Here is a 23,177-nt window from a genome sequence, read left to right on the forward strand (position 1 = left end):
CAGGGCATTCATATTATTTTAAAGGAGTAGAATTATGGCTGTGAATCGTTTCGTCTTAAATGGTATTTCTTATCATGGACATGGTGCAATCAAGGAGATCCCGGGTCTCATCAAGGCAAGAGGCTATCATAAGGCTTTCGTTGCATCCGATCCTGACCTCGTAAAGTTCGGCGTAACAGCCAAGGTGACGGATCTTCTGAAGGAGAACGGCATCGACTTCTTCCTGTATGATGACATCAAGCCGAACCCAACCATCGAGAACATCCAGCACGGTGTAGAGGCATACAAGTCCTGCGGCGCAGACTGCATGATCACCATCGGTGGTGGCTCTTCCATGGATACCGGTAAGGGCATCGGTATCGTCATCAACAACCCGGAGTTTGCAGATATCCGTTCGCTCGAGGGTGTCGCACCGACCAAGCATCGTACCGTATTCACCATCGCCGTTCCGACAACCGGTGGCACCGGCGCAGAGTCCACCATCAACTATGTCGTAACCGATGTTGAGAAGAAGAGAAAGTTCGTCTGCGTCGATGCAAACGATATCCCGGATATCGCCGTCGTTGATCCGGATATGATGTCCTCCATGCCGAAGGGCCTCACGGCTTCGACCGGTATGGACGCGCTGACACATGCGATCGAAGGCTACACCACCAAGGGTGCATGGGAGCTCGCAGATGTACTCGACCTCGAGGCCATCAAGCTCATCGCAAAGAACCTTCGTAAGGCTGTAACGAACGATCCGGATGGACGTGAAGGTATGGCACTTGCACAGTATGTAACCGCGATGGCATACTCGAACGTAGGCCTCGGTATCGCACACTCCATGGCACATACCCTCGGCGCGGTTTATGACACACCGCACGGTGTTGCATGTGCGATGATGCTTCCGATCGTGATGGAGTTCAACCAGGAGTACACTGGCGAGAAGTTCAAGGCCATCGCAGAGGCCTTTGGTATCGACACGACCGGTATGGATGCAGCGACCTATCGTAAGGCGGCCATCGATGCCGTGAAGCAGCTCTCTGTAGATGTTGGCATCCCGACGAAGCTGGAGGCACTCAAGGAAGAGGATCTTCCGTTCCTGTGTGAGTCCGCTGCCGCTGATGCATGTGCACCTGGTAACCCGAGAGAGGCAAGCATCGCTGACTTCGAAGCTATGTTCAGAAAGTTAATGTAAATATTCCCCCCGGAGTTTTCTCCGGGGGCTTTTTTGTGCTACCATAGGCATCAGAGTTTATCAGAAAGAAAAGGCCAGATGATGATGAAAAAAGCATGGAAATACAGGATGATCCCGGTAGCCCTGATGCTGCTCCTGTCCGGATGTGGACACTTTACGGAGCTTGTGGAGCATGTCGCGTCGAAGCAGGAGACGACGGCGGAAGAAACGCAGGCGATCCTGGAAACGACCATCCCGGCGGAACAGGTCGTGGAGCCGGCAGATTCAGATGCGATGCGGATCGAGCTTTCCCAGGGGGCAGCAGCCCTCGGCTTCGCGCATCTCATGGAGGAGTCCGAGCTGGGTGCGACACAGGGAGACTACCATTTCGATTTGAAGAGCAGTGAAGCAGAGGTCCTGTCGGACTTCATCACCGGAGCGGCGGATGTCGCGGTCCTTTCACCGGAAAGTGCAGCACGGGCCTACCATGATGCGAAGGACGGTGCGGTCATCGTCAATATCAATGCAGGCAACGAGCTGTACTGCATCACCGGCAACAGCGAACTGAAGAGCTTTCAGGGACTGAAGGGACAGACCGTACTGAGCGTCGGACAGGGCGAGCAGCCGGAGTATGTGCTTCGGTACCTGAAGAGTCAATATGGCACGCAGTTCGATGTACAGTATACGAGCATCGAGGACATCACGGCGCAGCTTACGGCGGATCCGTCGAAGGCCGCCATCGTCGCAGAGCCGGATGCCTCGAGCCTTCTGGCCGGCGTGCCGGGTACCGTGCGTGCGTTTTCACTGAAGGACAGCTGGGAGAATGTCACCGCGACTGGCAGCCTGATCTCCAGTGTGACCCTCGTACACCGGAATGACTATGAGAATAAGCGCTCATCTGTAGATCATCTTCTTCGAGAGACCGCGATGTCGATCGTAAAGGCGGAGCGGGCTGCAAATCAGACGGCGAAGCTCGCCGGAAAGTTCGGTATCACACAGGCTGCGGTCGTTCCGCTGGCCCTCCCGTATGCGAATCTCAAGTGCATCACCGGTGACCAGATGAAGAGTCAGATCGGTGCCTACCTCATCGCCATCGCGGAGGTCGATTCGGCAGCGATCGGCCGCAGTATCCCAGGCGAGGACTTCTACTATGGATATGCTGTGACGGAACCGGAGGAAAGCAGCTCCGTGAGTCGCTACGATGATGCGGCATCCTATGGAAACGATTCAGAAGACGAAGATGAGGACGAAGACGAGAACACCGAATCGAAGAAGCGTGAGGACACAGATACAGAGCAGGATCAGAAGCAGGATGACATAAAGCGCGAAAATCATACAAAACGCGAAAACGAAACAGAAGAGGAGAGCGAGAAGAAAAAGAACGACGAAAAGAAGGAAGAGGGCGAGAAAACGCACGAATCCGAGAAGAAAACCGAAACGAGTGAAAAGCATGTAGAAATCGAAGAGGCGCAGAGGCCGGCAGAAACTGCCGCTTCTCCTGCACCACAGCCAGCCGCACCGGCCGGCCCGGATCCATCCGCCGCACCCGCCGGTCCGGGCGCATCCGATGATCTCCTCCAGGGTGGCCCGATGGGTTGATGAATACAGCCACTTGCTGCGAAGCCGGCTGCCCTCCTGGGCTTCCGGTATGGCAGGCAACAGTATATTTTCTGTTGACAACGCATACCCCTAATGGGTATATTGATATCGGCTGAATATACGGGGTGGGGGTATATCCCTACCGTGACTTGTACACAGAAAGAGGCATCTATGAAACAGTATATCGTGACCGGTATGAGCTGTGCAGCCTGCCAGGCGCGTGTCGAGAAGGCCGCGCGGGCAGTGCCGGGGGTGCGGGAGGCGACGGTCTCTCTGCTGACCAATACCCTCGCCGTCGAGGGCGATGCGGCACCGGAGGACATCATAAAGGCCGTGGTGAACGCGGGCTATGGCGCCAGCGAGAAGGGCGGGCATCCAGATGGAGGCATCCGCCCGAGAAGTAAACAGGATGTGGGGATGCAGGGGGCAGCCTGCTCCGCTGCGGGCTGCGGTCTCGATCCGATGGCGGCAGAGGAAGAGGCCCTGCGGGATCATGAGACGCCGAAGCTGAAGAAGCGTCTCCTTCAGTCCGTTCTGCTGCTCGCCGTGCTGATGTACTTCAGCATGGGCCATAATATGGCGGGCTGGCCGCTTCCGACTGTTTTTGAAAATCCGGTAAATGGTGCCATCGTACAGATGCTGCTCGCGCTCACCGTCATGTATATCAACCGGAAATTCTTCGTCGGTGGCTTCCGCTCGCTCCTTTACCGGGCGCCGAACATGGATGCCCTCGTCGCACTGGGCTCGAGTGCTGCTTTTCTGTATTCGCTGGTGGAGCTCTTTCTGATGAGCCTTGCGTTGGCGGGCGGACAGATGGAGACCGTGCATCACCTGCACCACAATCTGTATTTCGAAACCGCGGCGATGATTCCGGCGCTGATCACGGTCGGAAAAATGCTGGAAGCGATGTCGAAGGGACGGACGACGGATGCGCTTCGAAGTCTCATGAAGCTGGCACCGAAAACCGCGGTGCTGCTGCGGGATGGGAAGGAAGTGACGGTGCCGATCGCAGAGGTGCAGTCCGGGGATCTCTTCGTGGTACGTCCGGGCGAGAGCATCCCGGTCGATGGCGTCATCCTCGAGGGCGGCAGTGCGGTCAATGAAGCCGCCCTCACCGGTGAGAGCATCCCGGTGGATAAGACCGTCGGTGATCCTGTATCCGCGGCGACCATCAACACGGATGGCTTCCTGAAGCTGCGGGCGACGCGTGTCGGAGAGGACACGACGCTCAGCCAGATCATCCGGATGGTGTCGGACGCAGCTGCGACGAAGGCACCGATCTCCCGGATCGCGGATCAGGTGGCCGGTATCTTCGTGCCGGCCGTGATCCTCGTTTCGCTGCTGACCTTCATCGCCTGGATGCTGGCCGGGAAGGGTGTGGAATTTGCGATTCCGCGAGCCGTCGCCGTGCTGGTGGTGTCCTGCCCGTGCGCGCTCGGCCTGGCGACACCGGTGGCCATCATGGTCGGCAGTGGACAGGGTGCACGAAACGGCATCCTGTTCAAGACGGCAGCGGCGCAGGAGCAGGCCGGTCGCATCGAGATCGTCGCGCTGGATAAAACCGGTACCATTACGTCGGGGCAGCCGGTGGTGACGGATGTTCTTCCGGCCGCCGGGGTATCGGCGGAAACGCTCCTCCAGCTGGCCCTCGACCTCGAGCAGTACTCCGAGCATCCACTGGCAGGTGCCATCGTGCGCTACGCGGAGACGCAGGCCATGACCCCACGCGTGGTGACGGAGTTCTCCGCATTGCCCGGCAACGGACTGCACGCGATGCAGGATGCGGCGGAGCTTTGCGGAGGTTCCTATACGTATATGAAGAAGCGCTTCGGTGTCACGGACGGGATGGAGCAGCAGTATGAGGCCCTCGCGGAGCAGGGAAAGACCCCGCTTTTCTTCGTGCGTGACGGGCATCCGGTGGGGATCATCGCGGTCGCGGACGCCATCAAGGAGGATTCCGCGCAGGCCATCGCAGAACTTCAGCATATGGGCATTGACGTCTATATGATCACGGGCGATAATGAAAAAACGGCGCGGGCCATCGCGCAGCAGGCTGGTGTCACACATGTCATCGCTGGTGTCCTGCCGGATGGAAAGGAAGCGGTGATCCGTCGACTGAAGACCGAGGGGCGTGTCGCGATGGTCGGAGACGGCATCAACGATGCGCCGGCCCTCACCCGCGCGGATCTCGGCATCGCGATCGGTGCCGGTGCAGATGTCGCGATCGATGCGGCGGATGTGGTACTGATGAAGAACCGGCTCACGGATGTGTCGGCGGCGATCCGTCTCGGGCGGGCGACCCTTCGGAACATCCATGAAAACCTGTTCTGGGCCTTCTTCTATAACGTGATCTGTATCCCGCTGGCGGCCGGCTTCTACACGGCTGTGCTGGGACTCGGATTCGAGATGAGCCCGATGGTCGGCGCGGCGGCGATGAGCCTGTCGAGCTTCACCGTATGTATGAATGCGTTGCGTCTCAACCTCTGTAAGGTACATGACGCTTCACAGGATAGAAAAATCAGAAAGAGAACGAAAAAGGAGAGTAAAAAGATGACAGAGACTGTAAATATCAAGGGTATGATGTGTGGACACTGTGAGGCCAGCGTAAAGAAGGCTCTCGAGAAGCTCGATGGTATCGAGGAGGCCGTGGTTTCCCACACCAGTGGTACCGCAGAGCTGAAGCTGAGTGCGCCGGTTGACGATGCGGCGATTCAGAAGGCGATCGAGGCCCTCGATTTCGAGTTCGTATCGATCGTAAAGTAAATGGGGTGGAAACATGGCATGCTGCTGTGGACAGGATGAAAGCGGAAGACAGAAGCATAAGCCGCGGACGCCGGAGCAGGTGAAGTCGCTGGTGACGCGCCTGAACCGCATCGACGGGCAGATCCTCGGCATCAAAAAAATGATCGAGGAAAATCGGTACTGTCCGGATGTTCTGATGCAGGTCAGCGCCGTGCAGTCCTCGCTGAATTCCTTTAATAAGGAGCTGCTCGCGACGCATATCAAAACCTGCGTCGTCGATGACATCCGGGAGGGGAAGGAGGAAGCGGTGGACGAGCTCTGCGAGCTGCTGAAGAAAACGATGAAGTAGGCCCACGAGAGCGTCCGCTGGTGCCTGGGCCACCGGTACATTTGATGGCGTCGGCTCTGTGCATGTGACATAAGGATAGCGTGATTAGCAGTCTTTTGAAAAGACTGCTAATTTTTTGCTTCGTTCACATAGTTAACACATTTCTGCTTTATATTTAGGAGCATCAGATGGAGGAAAGGTATCCTCTGTCACATGAAAGGATGAATCTTATGGGAAATATAGTACAGATCTTCCAGCGGCATCGGCTGAAAAGGCAGATGACGCTCGCAAATGGAAACAACGGCCAGAACCATCCGGAGGACGATCATGGTTTCGGTAATTTCAATGATTTCTTTAACCAGTTCACGAACGGTCAGAACGGCGCGAATGGTGGAAATCATGGGAACAACGGAAATAACAGCTATCAACCGAAGAATAAAAAGCCGCTGATTTTCTATTATTTCATCGCGCTTCTCATCATCCTGCTGCTGAATACCTTCGTATTTCCGTCGCTCCTGACACGGTCGATCCGGCAGACGAGCTATACGGAGTTCATGAACGCCGTGAACAACCAGGCCATCACGAAGGTGAATCTGAGTGATGATACCATCACCTATGTCGCGACGGTAAACGGGGAGGATCTCACCTGCCAGACCGGCCGACTGAAGAACGAGTACACCGAGGCACAGGTACTGCAGGAGCTCTACCGGCAGGGTGTCAACTTCGATGAGACGATCCCAGTGGAGACCAGCCCGCTGCTGAATTTCCTGCTGACCTGGATCTTCCCGATTCTTCTGTTCTGGGCGCTCGGCAACTGGCTCAGCAAGCGCATGGCGAGCTCGCTCGGTGCGGGCGGCGGCTTCGGCGGTATGGGTGGCTTCGGCAAGTCGAACGCCCGTGAGTACGAGGCGAAGGACGGAAACAAGGTGACCTTTAAGGACGTCGCCGGCGAGGATGAAGCGAAGGAGCTTCTGTCCGAGATGGTCGACTACCTGAAGGAGCCGGATAAGTATACGAAGATCGGTGCGCATATCCCGAAGGGCGCGCTGCTCGTCGGCCCTCCTGGAACCGGTAAGACCCTGCTTGCGAAGGCCGTAGCCGGTGAGGCGAACGTACCGTTCTTCTCCATCGCCGGCTCCGAGTTCGTCGAGATGTTCGTCGGTATGGGTGCGGCGAAGGTACGTGACCTGTTCGAGCAGGCGAAGAAAAAGTCGCCATGTATCATCTTCATCGATGAGATCGATGCCATCGGTAAGAAGCGTGGCAACGGTGCGATGGGGGGCAATGATGAGCGTGAGCAGACCCTGAACCAGCTCCTGACGGAGATGGACGGTTTCGACAGCTCGAAGGCCATCATCATCCTGGCAGCGACGAACCAGCCGGATTCCCTGGATCCTGCACTGCTTCGTCCGGGCCGTTTCGACCGTCGTGTACCGGTCGAGCTTCCGGATTTCCAGGGACGTGTGGACATCCTGAAGGTGCACTCCAGAGGCATCAAGATGGCGGAAAATGTCGATCTCAGTGCCATCGCGAAGGCAGCCGCCGGCGCGAGTGGTGCCGAGCTTGCGAACATCATCAACGAGGCAGCACTTCGTGCGGTACGTGCCGGTCGTGAGCGCGTGATCCAGTCGGATCTCGAGGAGTCGATCGAGGTCGTCATCGCCGGTTATCAGAAGAAGAACAACGTGATGACGGATAAGGAGAAGCTGATCGTTTCCTACCATGAGGTCGGTCATGCACTGGTTGCTGCACTTCAGAAGAACTCGGCACCGGTACAGAAGATCACGATCATCCCGAGAACCTCCGGTGCACTGGGCTACACCATGCAGGTCGAGGATGAAGGAAACCACTACCTCTACTCGAAGGAGGAGCTGGAGAATAAGATCGCGACGCTCACCGGTGGACGCTGTGCCGAGGAACTGATCTTCCATACCTGCACGACGGGTGCAAGCAACGACATCGAGCAGGCAACGAAGTATGCCCGTGCGATGATTACCCGTTATGGTATGGCGGATGATATCGGTATGGTGGCGATGGAGCAGGTCCAGAACCAGTACCTCGGTGGCGATGCATCCCTCACCTGCTCGCCGGAAACGCAGACGAAGATCGACCAGATGACCGTGGACCTCGTAAAGAAGCAGCATGATAAGGCCTATCAGCTGCTGAGTGACAACATCACGAAGCTCCACGAGATCACGAAGTACCTCTATGAGAAGGAGACCATCACCGGCGCAGAGTTCATGGAGATCCTGAACCGGAAGGAGATCGATCCGTCGGTAGTGGCACCGGGCACACAGGTCTGAGCATCCTGCCTGAAAGGATGCGGATGGAGGATGTGTACATCGGATAGAAAATCCGGATAAACCGAATCGTATCCCGTATGGCCATATATGTAGAATGTGAAGACTCGTTACAGTTTGAGAAAACTGTAACGAGCCTTTTTTTATTCTGAACAATCTGCCGGAACGGTGACAAAACCGATTTAGTTTACGTATAATAAAACCAACTATAGATACCATTCGGGCAGGGACCGCCAGGGCCTTCGCGGAAGGGGTATCTGCGATTTTTTTACAAGGGAAGTATTATGCGTGATCTTGATTATTTGAAGCTGCTCGCGAAGCAGTTTCCGACTGCAACGGCTGCAGGTGCGGAGATTATCAACCTGCGTGCGATCTGTGCACTCCCGAAGGGTACAGAGTATTTCTTTTCAGACCTGCATGGTGAAAGTGACGCCTTCATCTACCTGATGCGGTCGGCCTCCGGAATCGTTCGTGATAAGATCGATGAAACCTTCGGAAATCTGCTGCCGGAGGAGGAACAGCTGGAGCTTGCGAACCTGATCTACTATCCGAGAGACATTCTTTCGAATCCGGCACACAAGGCGAAGGATACACCGGAGTGGCAGCGCATCACGATCAATCGTCTCGTGAATATCTGCCGCTGCGTCAGCTCCAAGTACACCCGCTCGAAGGTGCGTAAGAAGATGCCACAGCAGTATGCCTACGCGATCGATGAGCTCCTGCACCTCGACAGTCATGATGAGGATAAGCGGGGCTATCTCCGCGGCATCATGGATGCCATCATCGACATCGACATGGGCGATGATTTCATCGTGGCCCTGTCGGAGCTGATCCAGAACCTCGTCGTCGATAATCTCCATATCATCGGCGATGTCTTCGACCGAGGCCCGCATGCGGACCAGATCATGGAGGAGCTGATGAGCTTCCATGATGTGGATATCGAGTGGGGAAATCATGATGCCGAGTGGATGGGGGCCGCCTGTGGTAATCCGGCCTGCATCGCAAGCGTTCTCCGCATCGCCACCTCCTATAACTCCTTCGATGTGCTCGAGGACGGCTATGGCATCAATCTGCGCCCGCTTTCGATGTATGCGGAGGAGGTGTATGGTGATGATCCATGTGACTGCTTTCAGCCGCATCTCCTGGATACCAATGTCTCTGACTCGGTAGATCCTCGCCTCGCCGCGAAGATGTGCAAGGCCATCAGTATCATCCTGTTTAAGGAGGAGGGGGCACTGATCCGCCGCCATCCGGAGTATAAGCTCGACCACCGTATGCTCCTCGATAAGATCGATTATGAAAAGGGCACGGTGACCATCGATGGAGAGAGCTATCCGCTCCGGGATACGAATTTCCCGACCATCGACCCGAAGGATCCGTATAAGATGACAGAGAAGGAAAAGGAGCTGATGAACACCCTGGTGTACAGCTTCACCCACTCGCAGCTGCTGCAGAAGCACATCCGTTTCTTCTTTACGAATGGCGCGATGTATAAGGTGGTCAATAACAACATCCTTTACCATGGCTGTATCCCGATGAACGTGGACGGCTCCTTCCTGCAGCTCGAGACGGCGAAGGGCAGTGTCGGCGGAAAGGCCCTCATGGATTACTTCTATGAGCGGGCGATCGATGCCTATTTCCTGAATGGAGAAAATGACCCGAAGGGTAAGATCTATGCAACGGATCTTTTCTGGTACATGTGGTGTGGACCATGCTCACCACTCTTCGGAAAGGATAAGATGACGACCTTCGAGCACTGCTTCATCGAGGATCCGGATACACATGTGGAGAAGTTTAACATCTACTATGAATTCTCGAAGGAGGAGCGCTATGTCGACCGGATCTTCGCGGAATTCGGTGTGGATCCGGAGAGGGGCCATGTGGTCAATGGCCATGTGCCGGTGAAAACGAAGCGTGGCGAGTCTCCGATCAAGGCAAACGGCAAGCTCTTCGTCATCGATGGCGGTATCTCGAAGGCCTACCATTCCCGCACCGGCATCGCCGGCTATACGCTCATCTTCAACTCCCGCCATCTGGCACTGGCAGAGCATAAGGGCTTCCAGAAGGGATCCGAGAATACGCCGGAGATTCAGATCGTGGAGCAGATGAAGCACCGCATCCATGTCGGTGAAACCGATAATGGGCAGGAGCTGCAGCGTCAGATCGCCGACCTCGAGGAACTGCTCACAGCGTATCGCAACGGTGATATCCGTGAGAAGGGCGAAATTGTACAAAAGAGACGTTGATTCAAAAAAAGAATGGTGCTATAAAAAACGGGATCAAATTACAGATCTCGTTTTTTATGTAATAAAACGCTTTATACAGGCAAAATGAGGCGCATCACGCTGGGACGAACGAGCATGCTCACTGGCACAGCGAAGAGCGCAGCTGAACAACAGGGGGAATGATGGCTACAAAATCAAGCATGAAGGACATGACGAGCGGAAATCCGACGAAGCTGATTCTGGGATTTGCGATTCCGATGCTGCTCGGAACACTTTTTCAGCAGTTTTACAGCATGGTGGATACCATCATCGTCGGTCGTTTTCTGGGCGTCGATGCGCTGGCCGGTGTCGGCTCCACCGGTGCGATCAATTTCATGGTGAATGGCTTCGTCATCGGTGTGACGGCCGGCTTCGCGATTCCGGTCGCGCAGCGTTTCGGTGCGCAGGATTTTAAAGGACTTCGAAAGTACGTTGCGCAGATCATCTACCTCACGGTGGCGATTTCCGTGCTGATGACCGTGGTGATCGGCGCACTGACGAAGAGCATCCTGATCGGCACGAATACGCCGGCCTCGATCTTTGATTATGCCTTCGATTATATCTTCATCATCTTCCTGGGGACACCGGCGATTTTTCTCTACAACATCACGGCCAGCATCATCCGTTCCCTCGGTGATGCGAAAACGCCGGTGTATTTCCTGATTTTTGCAGCACTTCTCAATATCCTGCTCGACTATATCTCCATCGGTCTCATGGGGCTCGGAGTCGAGGGACCGGCGTATGCGACCGTCATCTCACAGGGGCTGAGCGGCGTGCTGTGCCTCGTCTATATGGTATATAAATTCCCGGTTCTCCACTTCGAGACGGGGGAGCTGAAGCCGGATGGTGAGAAGGTGCTGACCCTGCTCGGTATGGGGGTCCCGATGGGCCTTCAGTACTCCATTACGGCCATCGGCTCTGTCATCCTGCAGACCGCAGTGAATGGTCTCGGCGCGATCGCCCTGGCGGCCATCACGGCTGGCCAGCGTATCAGTAATTTCGTCTGCTGCGTCTTCGATTCACTCGGTGCGACCATGGCGACCTATGCCGGTCAGAATGTCGGGGCCCTCCGCTTCGATCGTATCCGTGAGGGCGTGCGTTCCGCGACAATCCAGGGCGCCATCTATTCGGTGCTGATCTGTGTGATCCTGATCTTCTTCGGTGGAGAGATTCCGAAGCTGTTTGTGGATGCCGGTGAAACGGAGGTCATCACAAATGCGCATCTCTTCCTCGTCTGCAATGCGGCGTTCTATATTCCGCTCACCATCGTCAATGTCTGGCGCTTTACGATCCAGGGCATGGGCTTCTCCGGCCTTGCGATTCTCGCCGGTGTCTGTGAGATGGTGGCCCGTGGACTGGTCGGCTTCGTGTTCGTTCCGTGGCTCGGCTACATCGCGTCCTGCTTTGCGTCACCTCTTGCGTGGATCTTTGCAGATGCTTTCCTGATTCCGTGCTTCTATCACTGCCTGAAAAAGCTGAAGAAGCAGTATCCTACGAGCGCATAACGTACAGTTCAGGCAGGGAACCCCTCCGGGTCCCCTGCCTGAACTGTTTTTTGAACATTCAAAAGGCAGTATCCTGTAAATACATAGTTGCTATAACAGGCTTTGCGTTTTAAAATGAAATCAGCTATGTCTGAATACAGGAGCATGGCGCAGGTTCTATGCTTTAGTAAGTAAAGGTGGAGGATATATCATGACGAAAGATATGGAAACGATGGCCGTAAATGCCATCCGCGTTTTATCAGCAGATGCGATCCAGAAGGCGAATTCTGGACACCCGGGACTGCCACTCGGTGTGGCACCGATGGCCTATGAAATGTGGGCACATTATCTGAACATCAATCCGGTCGATCCGACATGGGAGGATCGAGACCGCTTTATTCTTTCCGGCGGACACGGCTCCATGCTGCTGTATTCCCTGCTTCACCTGTTCGGCTTCGGGCTCACGAAGGAAGATGTGATGCAGTTCCGTCAGCTCGGTTCCCTGACACCTGGCCATCCGGAGTATGGCCACACGGTCGGTATCGAGGCGACGACCGGACCGCTCGGCGCAGGTATCAGTATGGCGGTCGGTATGGCGGCAGCAGAGAAGCACCTGGCGTCGATTTTCAACAAGCCGGGCTATGAGATCGTCAATCACCGTACCTTCGTCATCGCAGGTGATGGCGATCTGATGGAGGGTATTTCCTCCGAGGCACTGTCACTGGCCGGTACCTGGAATCTTTCCAAGCTGACCGTGCTCTATGACTCGAATAAGATTTCCATCGAGGGTTCCACAGACATCGCGTTCCGTGAGGACGTGGTAAAGCGTGCCGAGGCCTTCGGCTTCAAGACCCTCGAGGTGGATGACGGTAATGATCTTCAGAAGATCGCAGCCGCACTGGATACAGCGCTTCAGGATGATTCCGCACCATACTTCATCAAGGTGAAGACCACCATCGGCTTCGGCTGTCCTGCAAAGCAGGGCTCCGCAGCAGCCCATGGCGAGCCGCTCGGAGAGGAGAATGTAAAGGCGATGAAGGAGACGCTGGAGTGGCCGTCTCAGGAGCCGTTCTATGTGCCGGAGGAGGTATACGCACACTATAAGGCACTCGCGGAGGCGAAGCAGCCGGCAGAGGATGCCTGGAAGAAGCTCTTCGACGAGTACTGTGCGAAGTTCCCGGAGATGGCGGAGCTGTGGGCCCGCTACCACTCGGATGAGGATGTGAAGGCACTTCGTGAGGATGCCGGATTCTTCGCAAAGGCCGAGAAGGCAGAGGCGACGAGAGCCTCCTCTGGTGTCGTCATCAACTACATGAAGGATAAGCTTCCGAACCTCTTCGGCGGTTCAGCGGATCTCGGACCTTCCACGAAGACCGAGATGAAGGGCGAGAGCTACTTCAGCGCGGAGACGCCGGAAGGAAAGAACATCCACTTCGGTGTTCGTGAGATGGCGATGGCCGGTATCGCAAACGGCATGCTGCTCCATGGCGGTCTTCGTACCTTCGTGGCGACCTTCTTCGTCTTCAGTGACTATCTGAAGCCGATGGCGAGACTGGCCGCGCTGATGAAGATTCCACAGATCTTCGTACTGACCCATGATTCCATCGGTGTCGGTGAGGATGGCCCGACCCATGAGCCGATCGAGCAGCTCGCGATGCTCCGCTCGATTCCGAACTTCGATGTCATCCGTCCTTGCGATCGTACCGAGACGGAGGGCGCATGGCTGATGGCCATGGAAGCGAAGGATCGTCCGACGGCCCTCGTGCTGACGAGACAGAACCTCGAGCAGCTGCCGGGTGCGGATGCGCGTAAGGTAGAGAAGGGTGCCTACATCATCGATGACTGTGAGGGCACACCGGAGTACATTCTGATCGCGACCGGATCCGAGGTCGCACTCGCGGTGAAGGCGAAGGCAGAGCTCGGCGCGCAGGGAAAGAAGGTACGTGTCGTTTCCATGCCGAACATGGAGGCCTTCGATCGTCAGGATGCGGCGTATAAGGAGTCGGTACTTCCGAACAGCGTACGGAAGAGAGTCGCCATCGAGGCACTTTCCGATTTCGGCTGGTATAAGTATGTCGGCCTGGACGGTAAGGTCGTCAGCATGCATGGCTTCGGTGCGTCCGGCAACGGCTCGGTTCTCTTTAAGCACTTCGGTTTCACGGTGGAGAATGTCGTGGAAACTGTAAACAGCCTCTGAAGGAGGTGAACAATATGAGATTATTTATTGATACGGCAAATGTAGATGAGATTCGTGAAGCGAATGATATGGGGATCATCGCAGGTGTCACCACCAACCCTTCCCTGATCGCAAAGGAAGGAAGAGATTACATGGAGACCCTGAAGGAGATCACAGAGATCGTCGATGGTCCGATTTCCGGTGAGGTGAAGGCCAGCACGACGGATGCTGAGGGCATGATCGCCGAGGGCCGTGAGATCGCGAAGATTCATAAGAATATGGTAGTGAAGATTCCGATGACCACCGAGGGACTGAAGGCCGTCAAGGTGCTTTCAGCGGAAGGCATCCACACGAATGTGACACTGGTCTTCTCGGCATCCCAGGCACTGCTTGCAGCCAGAGCCGGTGCGACCTATGTTTCCCCGTTCCTGGGCCGTCTCGATGATATCTCCACCGACGGTATCGCCCTGATCCAGGACATCGAGGATATCTTCCAGATGTACCCGGATATCGAGACCGAGGTGATCTGCGCCTCCGTACGTCATCCGATGCACGTCGTTGAGTGTGCGAAGACCGGTGCAGATATCGCCACCGTTCCGTTCAAGGTACTCATGCAGATGGTGAAGCATCCGCTCACCGACATCGGCATCGAGCGCTTCCGCAAAGACTACGAAGCCGTATTCGGAAAACAGAACTGATAAAAGAAAATGGGGCTGTCGCTCGAGCGACAGCCCCATTTTCTTTTAAGCGTTATTTATCAAAGACGACGTACTTCGGAATGCCGTTCTCGAACTTGCAGGAGCGCTCACCCTGCACGAGCGGACGCAGATACTCGAGCATTTCTTCGGTGACACCGTTGCCCTCGGAGGTGATCCAGCTGTCCGGGACCTTCTTCTCCCGATCCGCGATGTCGGCGATGTCCGCGGCACCGTAGGCTACACTGTACGGGTGATTCGACGTACGGGTCAGTGTCGACATCACGCCATTCTGTCCATCGACAGCGAGGCGGACAGCATTGCGACCAAGTTCGGTCGACTCCGTGATGTCGGTCTCGGAGAGGAGATGGCCTGCGCAGCGCTGCAGGAGATTCAGCTCGATGTAGCGCACTTTGCAGCCGATGTTTGAGCGGATCGCGTTCTCCAGCACCTTGCCGGCACCGGTCGCGATGGTATGACCGAAGGCATCCGTCGACTGGTCACGATCAGCATAATCGCAGATCATCTTTCCGCTTCGGTCACGGATACCCTCGCTGATAGCGACGATGACGTCCTTGCCGACCGCGAGCTCGCCCCGGAGATCAGAGATGAAGTCATTGAGATCGAACGGACGCTCCTCGAGATAGATGAGATACGGAACGTTGCTGTTTGCGCTCTCGGCGAGTGCGGCCGCTGCCGTCAGCCAGCCGGCATTCCGGCCCATCATCTCGACGACGATGACGTACGGTGTATCGTATACCTCGAGCTCACGCTCCAGCTCGGAGATGGAAGTTGCGATATACTTTGCGGCAGAACCGAAGCCAGGACAGTGATCGATGCCGAAGAGGTCGTTATCGATGGTTTTCGGCGCTCCGACCACGACGATGTCCGGGATGTTATGCTTCTTAATATAATCCGAGAGCTTCCAGACGGTATCCATCGAGTCGTTTCCGCCGATATAGACGAAATAGCCGATCTCATGCTTCTGGAAGATGCGGATGAGCTCCTCGAACTCCGACGGGTCCTGCGCCGGATCCTTCAGCTTGAAGCGGCAGGAGCCGAGTGCGGCGGCCGGGGTCACGGCCAGGGTGGCGAGCATGTCCTCGATGTGTTCGATACCGCTCAGATCCAGGAACTGCTCACGCAGCACGCCCTGGATACCATAGCGTGCACCGAGCACATCGCTTACCTCCGGGTTTCGGATCGCGGCCTCGATGACGCCGGCCAGCGTAGCGTTGATGGCAGACGTCGGTCCGCCGGACTGTGCGACTAAAAGCTTCTTTCCCATAGCTTCTCCTTCAAAACGGTGCATACCTGCAGATGATGCTAAGGCATGGCATACTATATATGATGATTCGGACGGGCCCCGGTACGCTGTACCGACGATGGATTTCCAGAGATATGCGTGATGCAGGCCCCGATTTGTCAGTATATCATACTTTTTCCTTCTTTACTGCAAAAGAGACGACCTTTTCAAGCGCATATTCGGCGGCCGCCGCGCCGCGATCGGCAGCGCCATTTGTATAAATATCTTAGACATTGTCCTGTCTATTATAAGACTTTATCATACTTGCTCAAGCTTTCGGATATGAAAATCCATAAAAAAGCGCTTACAAATGGTGAATTAATGCCAGATGAGTGTCCGATCAGATAAGTGCGTGTAAAAAAGGTCCTTTTATATAAGCATTCTGTGATATTTGCTCGTATACTTAAGCCAAGTTACGAAACTTGTTGGTGATATTTCATAACGTTAAAGATTTGACTAGTTGATCACAGGAGAAAAGACATGAAATTCACGATCCAGGCGGTGTTTAAGCGGAGCGTCACTATCGAATGTGACAATCAGACGATCTGCTATGCACCGGAGGAGTACAGTGTGCTCCTCGATGGTGAGGAACGTGCGCGATCGACGCTGAACGTTCTCACGGTCGATGGTCTTCAGCCGGACAGTGATTATACCCTGAGCTTAAGGACAGAGGATGGAGAGGAGACACAGTCCTTCCATACGGAAGCCGAGTCGGTGCTGCTCGATGTCCGGAGCTTCGGTGCCCATGGCGACGGTGAGACCGATGACACGATTTACCTGCAGGCGGCGATCAGTGCCTGTCCGAAGGATGGAACCGTGTACGTGCCGGCAGGAACCTACCTGTCGAGGCCACTCTTCCTGAAGAGCTACATGAGCTTATGGCTCGACGAGGGGGCCGTGCTGAAGGGCGATCCGGACCGGAATCACTATCCGCTGATGCCGGGTATGACGAAGACGACGGATGGAACGTGCGAGTATAATCTCGCGAGCTGGGAAGGAAACCCGGAGACCTCCTTCGCCTCCCTCATTTCGGCGATCGGTGCAGAGCACGTCGACATCGTCGGTCGGGGCCACATCGATGGTGGCGGTGCCGAGGGTGACTGGTGGCAGAATCCGAAGGTGATGCGAACCGCATGGCGTCCGAACACCATCTTCCTGAATCACTGCCGCCATGTACGTCTTCAGTCCATCACGGTGAAGAATTCCCCGAGCTGGACAGTCCATCCGTACTATACCGATCATATCGGCGTCTACAACATCACAATCTGGAACCCATCCGATTCGCCGAATACAGACGGCTTCGATCCGGAGAGCTGCGATGATATCCTGATCCTCGGTACGAAGATTTCTGTCGGCGATGACTGTATCGCCCTGAAGTCCGGAAAGTACTATATGAGTCAGAACCATCATAAGATCTCGGATCACTTCACGATTCGGAACTCCTTCCTCGAAAGAGGACACGGCAGTGTGACGGTGGGCTCGGAAGCGGCCGGTGGCGTGATCAACGTCGAGGTGGCACAGTGCATCTTCGATGGGACGGACCGGGGACTTCGGATCAAGACCCGCCGCGGTCGCGGACCGGAAACACGGTATGATGGGGTATATTTCCACGACATCATCATGAAGGACGTGCACATGCCGTTCACCTTCAATATGTTCTACTTCTGCGATCCGGACGGTCACAGCGACTACGTACAGAACCAGAGCTTCCATCCGGTGGATGATAAGACCCCGACGATCGGAACGATCCGGGCCGAGAATATCACATGTACCGGCGCCGATGCCTGTATGCTGGTGGCGTATGGATTGCCGGAGCGCTACATCGAGAACATCGTTCTCAAGAACATAAAGGTCGACTTCCTCCCGAAATCGGAGAGAAAGCCGCGCCAGACCATCATGATGGATCACTTCCCGGAGATGAGCGGAAGAGCCATCTATGCGAGAAATGTAAAGCGTCTCACCCTCGAGAATGTCGAGATCACAGGCTCCGACGATACCGAGCCGGTGCTTCAGGACGTGCTGGATTATGACAGCGTCCATGTCTCGATCAACTGAGACCATAAAATCATCAACCTGGACCGAAAGGTCTTTATACAGAGGAGCTGCAGAGCGGCTCCCAAGGAGGTAAATATGAAAAAGTCATTCACAAAGGTACTTGCAGGTTCACTCGCTGCATCCATGGTGCTCGGACTTGCCGCATGTGGTTCTTCTGATTCCGGATCCACCACACAGGCCGCCGCAGAGATCACAAAGGCGGCGGAGGCTGCAGCTGCGACGACGGCAGCTGCACAGGAGGCTTCCAGTGGCAATGCAACGCTTCGAATTGTTGAAAGGCTACGGCGGAGATATCAATATCTGGACCTCCATGCTGAACACCTATAAGATCGTCATCCCGAAGGTCATCCTGACCATCGTATCCTGCACCTTTACGGCATACGGCTTCGCACGTTTCAAGTTCAAGGGTCATGACTTCATGTTCATGCTTCTGATGGCGATCCTCTTCCTGCCGAACGTCGTACTGAACGTTCCGCAGTTCATCATGTACAACAAATGGGGCTGGGTAGATTCCCCGCTGTACCTTCCGCTGATCGTGCCGACGCTCTTCGCACAGGATACCTACTTCGTCTTCATGCTGATCCAGTTCCTTCGCAATATCCCGAAGGAGCTCGATGAGGCGGCGAAGATCGATGGCTGCTCCGCCCTCGGTACCCTCTGGCATGTCATCGTTCCGGTGCTGAAGCCGGCCATGACCTCTGCGGCACTGTTCCAGTTCATGTGGTCCACCAACGACTTCATGGGACCGCTGCTTTACGTTTCCACGCCGAAGCGCTATCCGGCCGCCATCTTCGTAAAGATGTCCATGGATGCAGATACCGGCTTCTCCTGGAACCGTATCCTCGCGCTGTCCCTGATCTCCATCATCCCGTCCCTCGTTGTCTTCTTCCTGGCACAGGATCAGTTCATCGATGGTGTCACCGCGGGTTCTGTAAAGGGGTAAGCAATGGATCAGAAACGACATCACCTTCAGGGGGATCGGGCAGCAACCGAACAGCTTCTTGATGAGTACATCGACTATCTCATGGACCACTCGGATTCCGAGCATCCGGCCTGGAATCTCGAGATGATCCGAAGCTGGAAGAGCAACAAGTGGAACTATATCGACGGCTGCATGATCACCGGCATTCTCGAGCGCTATGAGATCACCGGCGAGGCACGTTTTCTTGACTTCGCGGACCGCTTCCTGAGCGGCTTCGTCGAGGAGGATGGCCGCATCCGTACCTATGATCCGGCGGAGTACTCGCTCGATAATGTGAACCCGGCCAAGAATCTTTTTACGCTGTATGATCTCACCGGAAAAGAGAAGTACCGGAAGGCCCTCGAGCTCGTACGCTCTCAGCTCAGCACCATGCCACGGACCCCGGAGGGGAACTTCTGGCATAAGCTGATCTATCCGAACCAGGTCTGGCTCGACGGCATCTATATGGCCCTTCCGTTCTATATGGAGTACGAAAAGTGCTTCGACGCACAGAAGGACTGTGAGTATATCTGTCGTCAGATCGCCAATGTTGAGATCAGGATGCGGGACCCGAAAACCGGTCTCTACTATCATGGCTATGATGCCTCCCGGAAGATGTACTGGGCAGATCCGGACACCGGCTGCAGCCCGAACTTCTGGCTGCGTGCGGAGGGCTGGTTCATCCTGGGCCTCGTCGATGTACTGGAGATCATGAAGGATCTTCCGATGGGGGCCGAAAGAGTACATCTCCAGCACATGCTGCTGGACCTCGCGAAGGCGAGACGCCGGCTGCTCCATGCGGAGCTCGAGGCAAACCAGAAAGTCATACCGGAAACCGTCGTGAAGACGGGTGTGCATCAGAAGGTACATGAGGTCGCACTCTATCTGCAGACCCATATCCACGAGAGCGTTTCGCTCGAGGAGCTGGCCCAGCGCTTCTTCATGAGCCGCTCCTATCTGACCCGGAGCTTCCGGAACGTCACCGGTTTCTCCGTCGTCGAGTATATGACCTACATCCGGATCCAGAAGGCGCAGCAGCTCCTCCGGGAGTCCGACCGTTCCATCACCGAAATCGCGGATCTCTGCGGTTTCGGAAACATCACGTATTTCGAAAAGGTATTTAAGACGACCACCGGCCATACGCCGGTACAGTATCGTAAAACCGTCGACACCAGTATAAAGGAGAAAAGATGATTCAGTTTGGTATGCGTGTACATGACATCTGTCCGAAGGGCAGTGTGTGCGAGGTGCTGGATGAGGTGCAGAAGCTGCACATCCACTATATTCACCTCGCGATGAATAAGAGCTTTTCCGATGTGGATACCTCCGTCGGCCATTTCAGTGCAGGCCTCGGCGATTATGTCGCTTCGGAGTTACGGAAGCGGGACCTCCATGTCTCCATCCTCGGCTGCTATATCAATCCGGCCCATCCGGATGAGGAGAAGCGGCTTCAGCAGGTACAGCGCTTCATCGAGCATATGAAGTATGCGAAGCTGATCGGCGCAGACATGGTGGGGACCGAAACCGGACGCGCCGATCCGGAGATGAAGGTCGTACCGGAAACCTATACCGAGGAAAACTACCTGCGTGTACTGGACAGCTTTAAGCGAATCCGCGATGCGGCGGAAAAGCTCGGCGTGATGGTCGGCGTTGAGAGCGTGTATAACCACACCTTACGCTCACCGGAGATGATGCGTCGCTTCCTCGATGACATCGATTCCGTAAACTTCGACGTCATCCTGGATGCGGTGAATCTCATCACCCCGGAGCTTGCGCACGACCCGACCGGTCAGAATGCCCTGATCCGTCAGGCCTTTACGCTCTATGGCGACCGCATCACGACCCTCCATCTGAAGGACTGTGTCTTCGAGGGCGAGGACCAGAAGTACCGTCATCCGGGCGAGGGTATCTTCTGTTATGAAGAGCTGATGCGGCAGGTAGCACAGTGGAAGCCGTACATCATCGGTACCCTCGAGAATTCTTCTCCAGACCGCTATGCAGCGGACTGCGCTTATCTCCAGGCCATGTACGAGAAGTACGCCATCTGACGCAGGCAGGGTCCTCCGGGGCCCTGCCTGAGCGGCTGTCCGCAAGAAGGGGCTTGTATTTCTGTGCCCTTTGCGATATGGTGGATAGATGAGTGCCGGAAAACGGGCACGGGAACGTTGGGTGGTGCCACGCGGAGGGTGGTAAGTGAATTTATGGTTGGACGATTGTTACTGCTGATTGTGCTGATTCTGATTAATGGACTTTTTTCCTGCGCAGAGATTGCCGTGCTGCAGGTCGGTGATGCGAAGCTTCGCAAGCTGAGTGAGGATGGGAATAAACGGGCAGACAAGCTGCTCAGGCTGACCGTCGAGCCGGCGAAGTTTCTGTCGACGATTCAGGTGGCGATCACGCTGGCCGGATTCCTGTCGTCGGCGTTTGCGGCGGACAGCTTCGCGAAGCCACTCACCGATGTGGTTCTGCTGACCGGACTTCCGGTTGCACGGGAGGTCATCGAGAACGTCGCGATCATCCTGATCACCATGATCCTTTCCTATGTCAGCATCGTGTTCGGCGAGCTGGTTCCGAAGCGGCTGGCACAGGCCTATACCGAGAAGATCGCACTCAGCATCGCCGGCATCCTGGAGCTGGCATCGACGATTTTCGCCCCGTTCGTATGGCTTCTTACCACTTCGACCAATCGTGTACTGCGCATGCTGGGCATCCGACCAGAGGATGTCGAGGAGAAGGTGTCCGAGGAGGATATCAAGCTGATGCTCGATGAGGGGACCGAGAAGGGTACGATCGAAACCGTCGAGAACGAGATGATCCAGAACGTCTTCGAGTTTAACGACCTGACCGTGGAGGATGTCTGCACGCACCGTCCGGATGTGGCGATGCTGTATCTCGAGGACACGGACCGGCAGTGGCGGAAGACGATCTACAGCCATCGCTATGCGATCTATCCGATCTGTGGAGAGGATGATGACGATATCGTCGGTGTACTCGATACGAAGGACTATTTCCGCCTGCCGGATCAGTCCCGTGGAAATGTCATGAAAAACGCGGTCGACAAGCCGTTCTTCGTGTCGCAGAACATGAAGGTCTCGGATCTTTTCGCGACGATGAAGCGCACACGGAAGTATTACGCCATCGTCATCGATGAGTACGGCGGTATGACCGGCATCGTCACCGTGCATGATCTGATCGAGGCCCTCGTGGGTGATCTGCAGGATGAGGATGAAGTACCGGAGCCGGATCCGATCGAAGCGATCGGCGAGAACGAGTGGATCGTACTCGGCACGGCGGACATCGAGGATGTCAACGAAAAGCTGAAGGTGAACATCCCGACGGAGGATGCGGATACCTTCGGCGGTTATCTGATGGGCATCATCGGTACCGTGCCGGATGATGGCAGCTCCTTCCATCTCGAGACGGATGAACTGAATGTCGATGTTGCCTACATCAAGAACCGGCGCATCGGAAAGACGATCGTCCGGAAGAAAGTGAAGGAGAGTGCGGAAGCACAGGAGAACAGTTATGTTGAACGAAAATAATGCAGAGAAACCGGTAAAGCTGATCGAGCGGAAGCTTGCATATCAGGGCAAGGTCATCACCGTTTATGATGACTATGTGGATGTCGGCGGGCATAAGACCCACTGGGACTTCATCCATCATAAGGGCGCCGCTGCGGTACTGCCGGTGCTTCCGGATGGTCGTATCCTGATGGTGCGCCAGTTCCGTCATGCACTCGACCGCTATACCCTGGAGATTCCGGCGGGAAAGCGCGATCGGGAGGACGAGCCGTTTGAGGAGTGTGCGATGCGTGAGCTCGAGGAGGAGACCGGATATAAGACGGATCACCTCGATTTCCTGCTGTATGTCAATACGACCATCGCCTTTCTCGATGAGAAGATCGGCATCTATGTGGCGGATCATCTCGAGAAGGGAAAGGTTCACTGGGATGAGGATGAGGAGCTCGGGGTCGAGGCCTGGGAGCTCAAGGATCTGCAGCAGCTGATCTATGATGGGAAGATGACGGATGGAAAGACCGTCGCCGCGATCATGAGCTATGCAGCAAAGTACCATAAGAACTAAGCGATGATGCGACGGGGCTTCTTTG

The 23,177-nt window shown here is 55.5% G+C and carries 17 protein-coding genes; 16 read left to right on the plus strand and 1 reads right to left on the minus strand.

Annotated elements, in window-relative coordinates; translation table 11 throughout:
- Positions 1-34 precede the first annotated feature (34 nt).
- The 9 genes from fucO (at position 35) to fsa (ending at position 14,750) form a co-directional block, all read left to right on the plus strand.
- On the plus strand, positions 35-1,180 hold the full coding sequence (gene fucO / locus ACK8P7_RS01640; RefSeq protein WP_410042478.1) for a lactaldehyde reductase: 1,146 nt from the start codon (positions 35-37) through the stop codon (positions 1,178-1,180).
- Between the two features lie 78 nt (positions 1,181-1,258).
- The gene (locus ACK8P7_RS01645) at positions 1,259-2,758 is read left to right on the plus strand and encodes a hypothetical protein (protein WP_410042479.1); all 1,500 of its coding nucleotides are present in this window, start codon (positions 1,259-1,261) and stop codon (positions 2,756-2,758) included.
- A gap of 171 nt (positions 2,759-2,929) precedes the next feature.
- A complete protein-coding gene (locus ACK8P7_RS01650) occupies positions 2,930-5,521 on the plus strand; it encodes a heavy metal translocating P-type ATPase (protein ID WP_410042480.1) in 2,592 nt (863 codons plus the stop codon).
- A gap of 13 nt (positions 5,522-5,534) precedes the next feature.
- The gene (locus tag ACK8P7_RS01655) at positions 5,535-5,849 is read left to right on the plus strand and encodes a metal-sensing transcriptional repressor (protein ID WP_410042481.1); all 315 of its coding nucleotides are present in this window, start codon (positions 5,535-5,537) and stop codon (positions 5,847-5,849) included.
- A gap of 209 nt (positions 5,850-6,058) precedes the next feature.
- Positions 6,059-8,131 (plus strand): ATP-dependent zinc metalloprotease FtsH, encoded by a 2,073-nt coding sequence (gene ftsH / locus ACK8P7_RS01660; protein ID WP_410042482.1) that lies wholly within the window; start codon positions 6,059-6,061, stop codon positions 8,129-8,131.
- A 281-nt stretch (positions 8,132-8,412) separates the two neighbouring features.
- Positions 8,413-10,374 (plus strand): fructose-1,6-bisphosphatase, encoded by a 1,962-nt coding sequence (locus tag ACK8P7_RS01665; RefSeq protein WP_410042483.1) that lies wholly within the window; start codon positions 8,413-8,415, stop codon positions 10,372-10,374.
- A gap of 158 nt (positions 10,375-10,532) precedes the next feature.
- On the plus strand, positions 10,533-11,897 hold the full coding sequence (locus ACK8P7_RS01670; RefSeq protein WP_410042484.1) for an MATE family efflux transporter: 1,365 nt from the start codon (positions 10,533-10,535) through the stop codon (positions 11,895-11,897).
- 190 nt (positions 11,898-12,087) lie between these two features.
- Positions 12,088-14,073: a transketolase gene (tkt, locus tag ACK8P7_RS01675; protein WP_410042485.1), complete on the plus strand. Its 1,986-nt coding sequence runs from the start codon at positions 12,088-12,090 to the stop codon at positions 14,071-14,073.
- Positions 14,074-14,087: 14 nt separating this feature from the next.
- Positions 14,088-14,750, plus strand: a complete 663-nt coding sequence (fsa, locus tag ACK8P7_RS01680; RefSeq protein WP_410042486.1) for a fructose-6-phosphate aldolase — start codon at positions 14,088-14,090, stop codon at positions 14,748-14,750.
- 52 nt (positions 14,751-14,802) lie between these two features.
- Here fsa and ACK8P7_RS01685 read toward each other — a convergent pair whose 3' ends face one another.
- A complete protein-coding gene (locus tag ACK8P7_RS01685; protein WP_410042487.1) occupies positions 14,803-16,035 on the minus strand; it encodes a 6-phosphofructokinase in 1,233 nt (410 codons plus the stop codon).
- Positions 16,036-16,533: 498 nt separating this feature from the next.
- Between ACK8P7_RS01685 and ACK8P7_RS01690 the strand changes: the two genes are divergently transcribed.
- The 7 genes from ACK8P7_RS01690 (at position 16,534) to ACK8P7_RS01720 (ending at position 23,152) form a co-directional block, all read left to right on the plus strand.
- On the plus strand, positions 16,534-18,108 hold the full coding sequence (locus ACK8P7_RS01690) for a glycoside hydrolase family 28 protein (RefSeq protein WP_410042488.1): 1,575 nt from the start codon (positions 16,534-16,536) through the stop codon (positions 18,106-18,108).
- Between the two features lie 75 nt (positions 18,109-18,183).
- Entirely contained in the window at positions 18,184-18,435 is a 252-nt protein-coding gene (locus tag ACK8P7_RS01695; RefSeq protein WP_410042489.1) for a hypothetical protein, read from the plus strand.
- Positions 18,362-19,051, plus strand: coding sequence for a carbohydrate ABC transporter permease (locus ACK8P7_RS01700; RefSeq protein ID WP_410042601.1), 690 nt, complete (start codon positions 18,362-18,364; stop codon positions 19,049-19,051). The genes ACK8P7_RS01695 and ACK8P7_RS01700 overlap by 74 nt, the downstream gene beginning before the upstream one ends.
- Positions 19,052-19,054: 3 nt before the next feature.
- Complete coding sequence (locus ACK8P7_RS01705) at positions 19,055-20,263, plus strand: glycoside hydrolase family 88 protein (RefSeq protein ID WP_410042490.1); 1,209 nt, start codon at positions 19,055-19,057, stop codon at positions 20,261-20,263.
- Positions 20,260-21,117: a sugar phosphate isomerase/epimerase family protein gene (locus ACK8P7_RS01710; RefSeq protein WP_410042491.1), complete on the plus strand. Its 858-nt coding sequence runs from the start codon at positions 20,260-20,262 to the stop codon at positions 21,115-21,117. Before ACK8P7_RS01705 ends, ACK8P7_RS01710 begins: the two co-directional genes overlap by 4 nt.
- Positions 21,118-21,282: 165 nt before the next feature.
- Entirely contained in the window at positions 21,283-22,611 is a 1,329-nt protein-coding gene (locus tag ACK8P7_RS01715; protein WP_410042492.1) for a hemolysin family protein, read from the plus strand.
- The gene (locus ACK8P7_RS01720) at positions 22,595-23,152 is read left to right on the plus strand and encodes an NUDIX hydrolase (RefSeq protein WP_410042493.1); all 558 of its coding nucleotides are present in this window, start codon (positions 22,595-22,597) and stop codon (positions 23,150-23,152) included. Before ACK8P7_RS01715 ends, ACK8P7_RS01720 begins: the two co-directional genes overlap by 17 nt.
- Positions 23,153-23,177: the final 25 nt, after the last annotated feature.

It is taken from the genome of Oribacterium sp. P9 (genome assembly GCF_046365365.1).
GTDB lineage: Bacteria > Bacillota > Clostridia > Lachnospirales > Lachnospiraceae > Oribacterium.

What these genes read in the sequence shown, in the direction of transcription:
- fucO (WP_410042478.1), top strand. Translation starts at nt 35, where the DNA reads ATGGCTGTGAATCGTTTCGTCTTAAATGGTATTTCTTATCATGGACAT.
- ACK8P7_RS01645 (WP_410042479.1), top strand. Translation starts at nt 1,259, where the DNA reads ATGATGATGAAAAAAGCATGGAAATACAGGATGATCCCGGTAGCCCTG.
- ACK8P7_RS01650 (WP_410042480.1), top strand. Translation starts at nt 2,930, where the DNA reads ATGAAACAGTATATCGTGACCGGTATGAGCTGTGCAGCCTGCCAGGCG.
- ACK8P7_RS01655 (WP_410042481.1), top strand. Translation starts at nt 5,535, where the DNA reads ATGGCATGCTGCTGTGGACAGGATGAAAGCGGAAGACAGAAGCATAAG.
- ftsH (WP_410042482.1), top strand. Translation starts at nt 6,059, where the DNA reads ATGGGAAATATAGTACAGATCTTCCAGCGGCATCGGCTGAAAAGGCAG.
- ACK8P7_RS01665 (WP_410042483.1), top strand. Translation starts at nt 8,413, where the DNA reads ATGCGTGATCTTGATTATTTGAAGCTGCTCGCGAAGCAGTTTCCGACT.
- ACK8P7_RS01670 (WP_410042484.1), top strand. Translation starts at nt 10,533, where the DNA reads ATGATGGCTACAAAATCAAGCATGAAGGACATGACGAGCGGAAATCCG.
- tkt (WP_410042485.1), top strand. Translation starts at nt 12,088, where the DNA reads ATGACGAAAGATATGGAAACGATGGCCGTAAATGCCATCCGCGTTTTA.
- fsa (WP_410042486.1), top strand. Translation starts at nt 14,088, where the DNA reads ATGAGATTATTTATTGATACGGCAAATGTAGATGAGATTCGTGAAGCG.
- ACK8P7_RS01685 (WP_410042487.1), bottom strand. Translation starts at nt 16,035, where the DNA reads ATGGGAAAGAAGCTTTTAGTCGCACAGTCCGGCGGACCGACGTCTGCC.
- ACK8P7_RS01690 (WP_410042488.1), top strand. Translation starts at nt 16,534, where the DNA reads ATGAAATTCACGATCCAGGCGGTGTTTAAGCGGAGCGTCACTATCGAA.
- ACK8P7_RS01695 (WP_410042489.1), top strand. Translation starts at nt 18,184, where the DNA reads ATGAAAAAGTCATTCACAAAGGTACTTGCAGGTTCACTCGCTGCATCC.
- ACK8P7_RS01700 (WP_410042601.1), top strand. Translation starts at nt 18,362, where the DNA reads ATGCAACGCTTCGAATTGTTGAAAGGCTACGGCGGAGATATCAATATC.
- ACK8P7_RS01705 (WP_410042490.1), top strand. Translation starts at nt 19,055, where the DNA reads ATGGATCAGAAACGACATCACCTTCAGGGGGATCGGGCAGCAACCGAA.
- ACK8P7_RS01710 (WP_410042491.1), top strand. Translation starts at nt 20,260, where the DNA reads ATGATTCAGTTTGGTATGCGTGTACATGACATCTGTCCGAAGGGCAGT.
- ACK8P7_RS01720 (WP_410042493.1), top strand. Translation starts at nt 22,595, where the DNA reads ATGTTGAACGAAAATAATGCAGAGAAACCGGTAAAGCTGATCGAGCGG.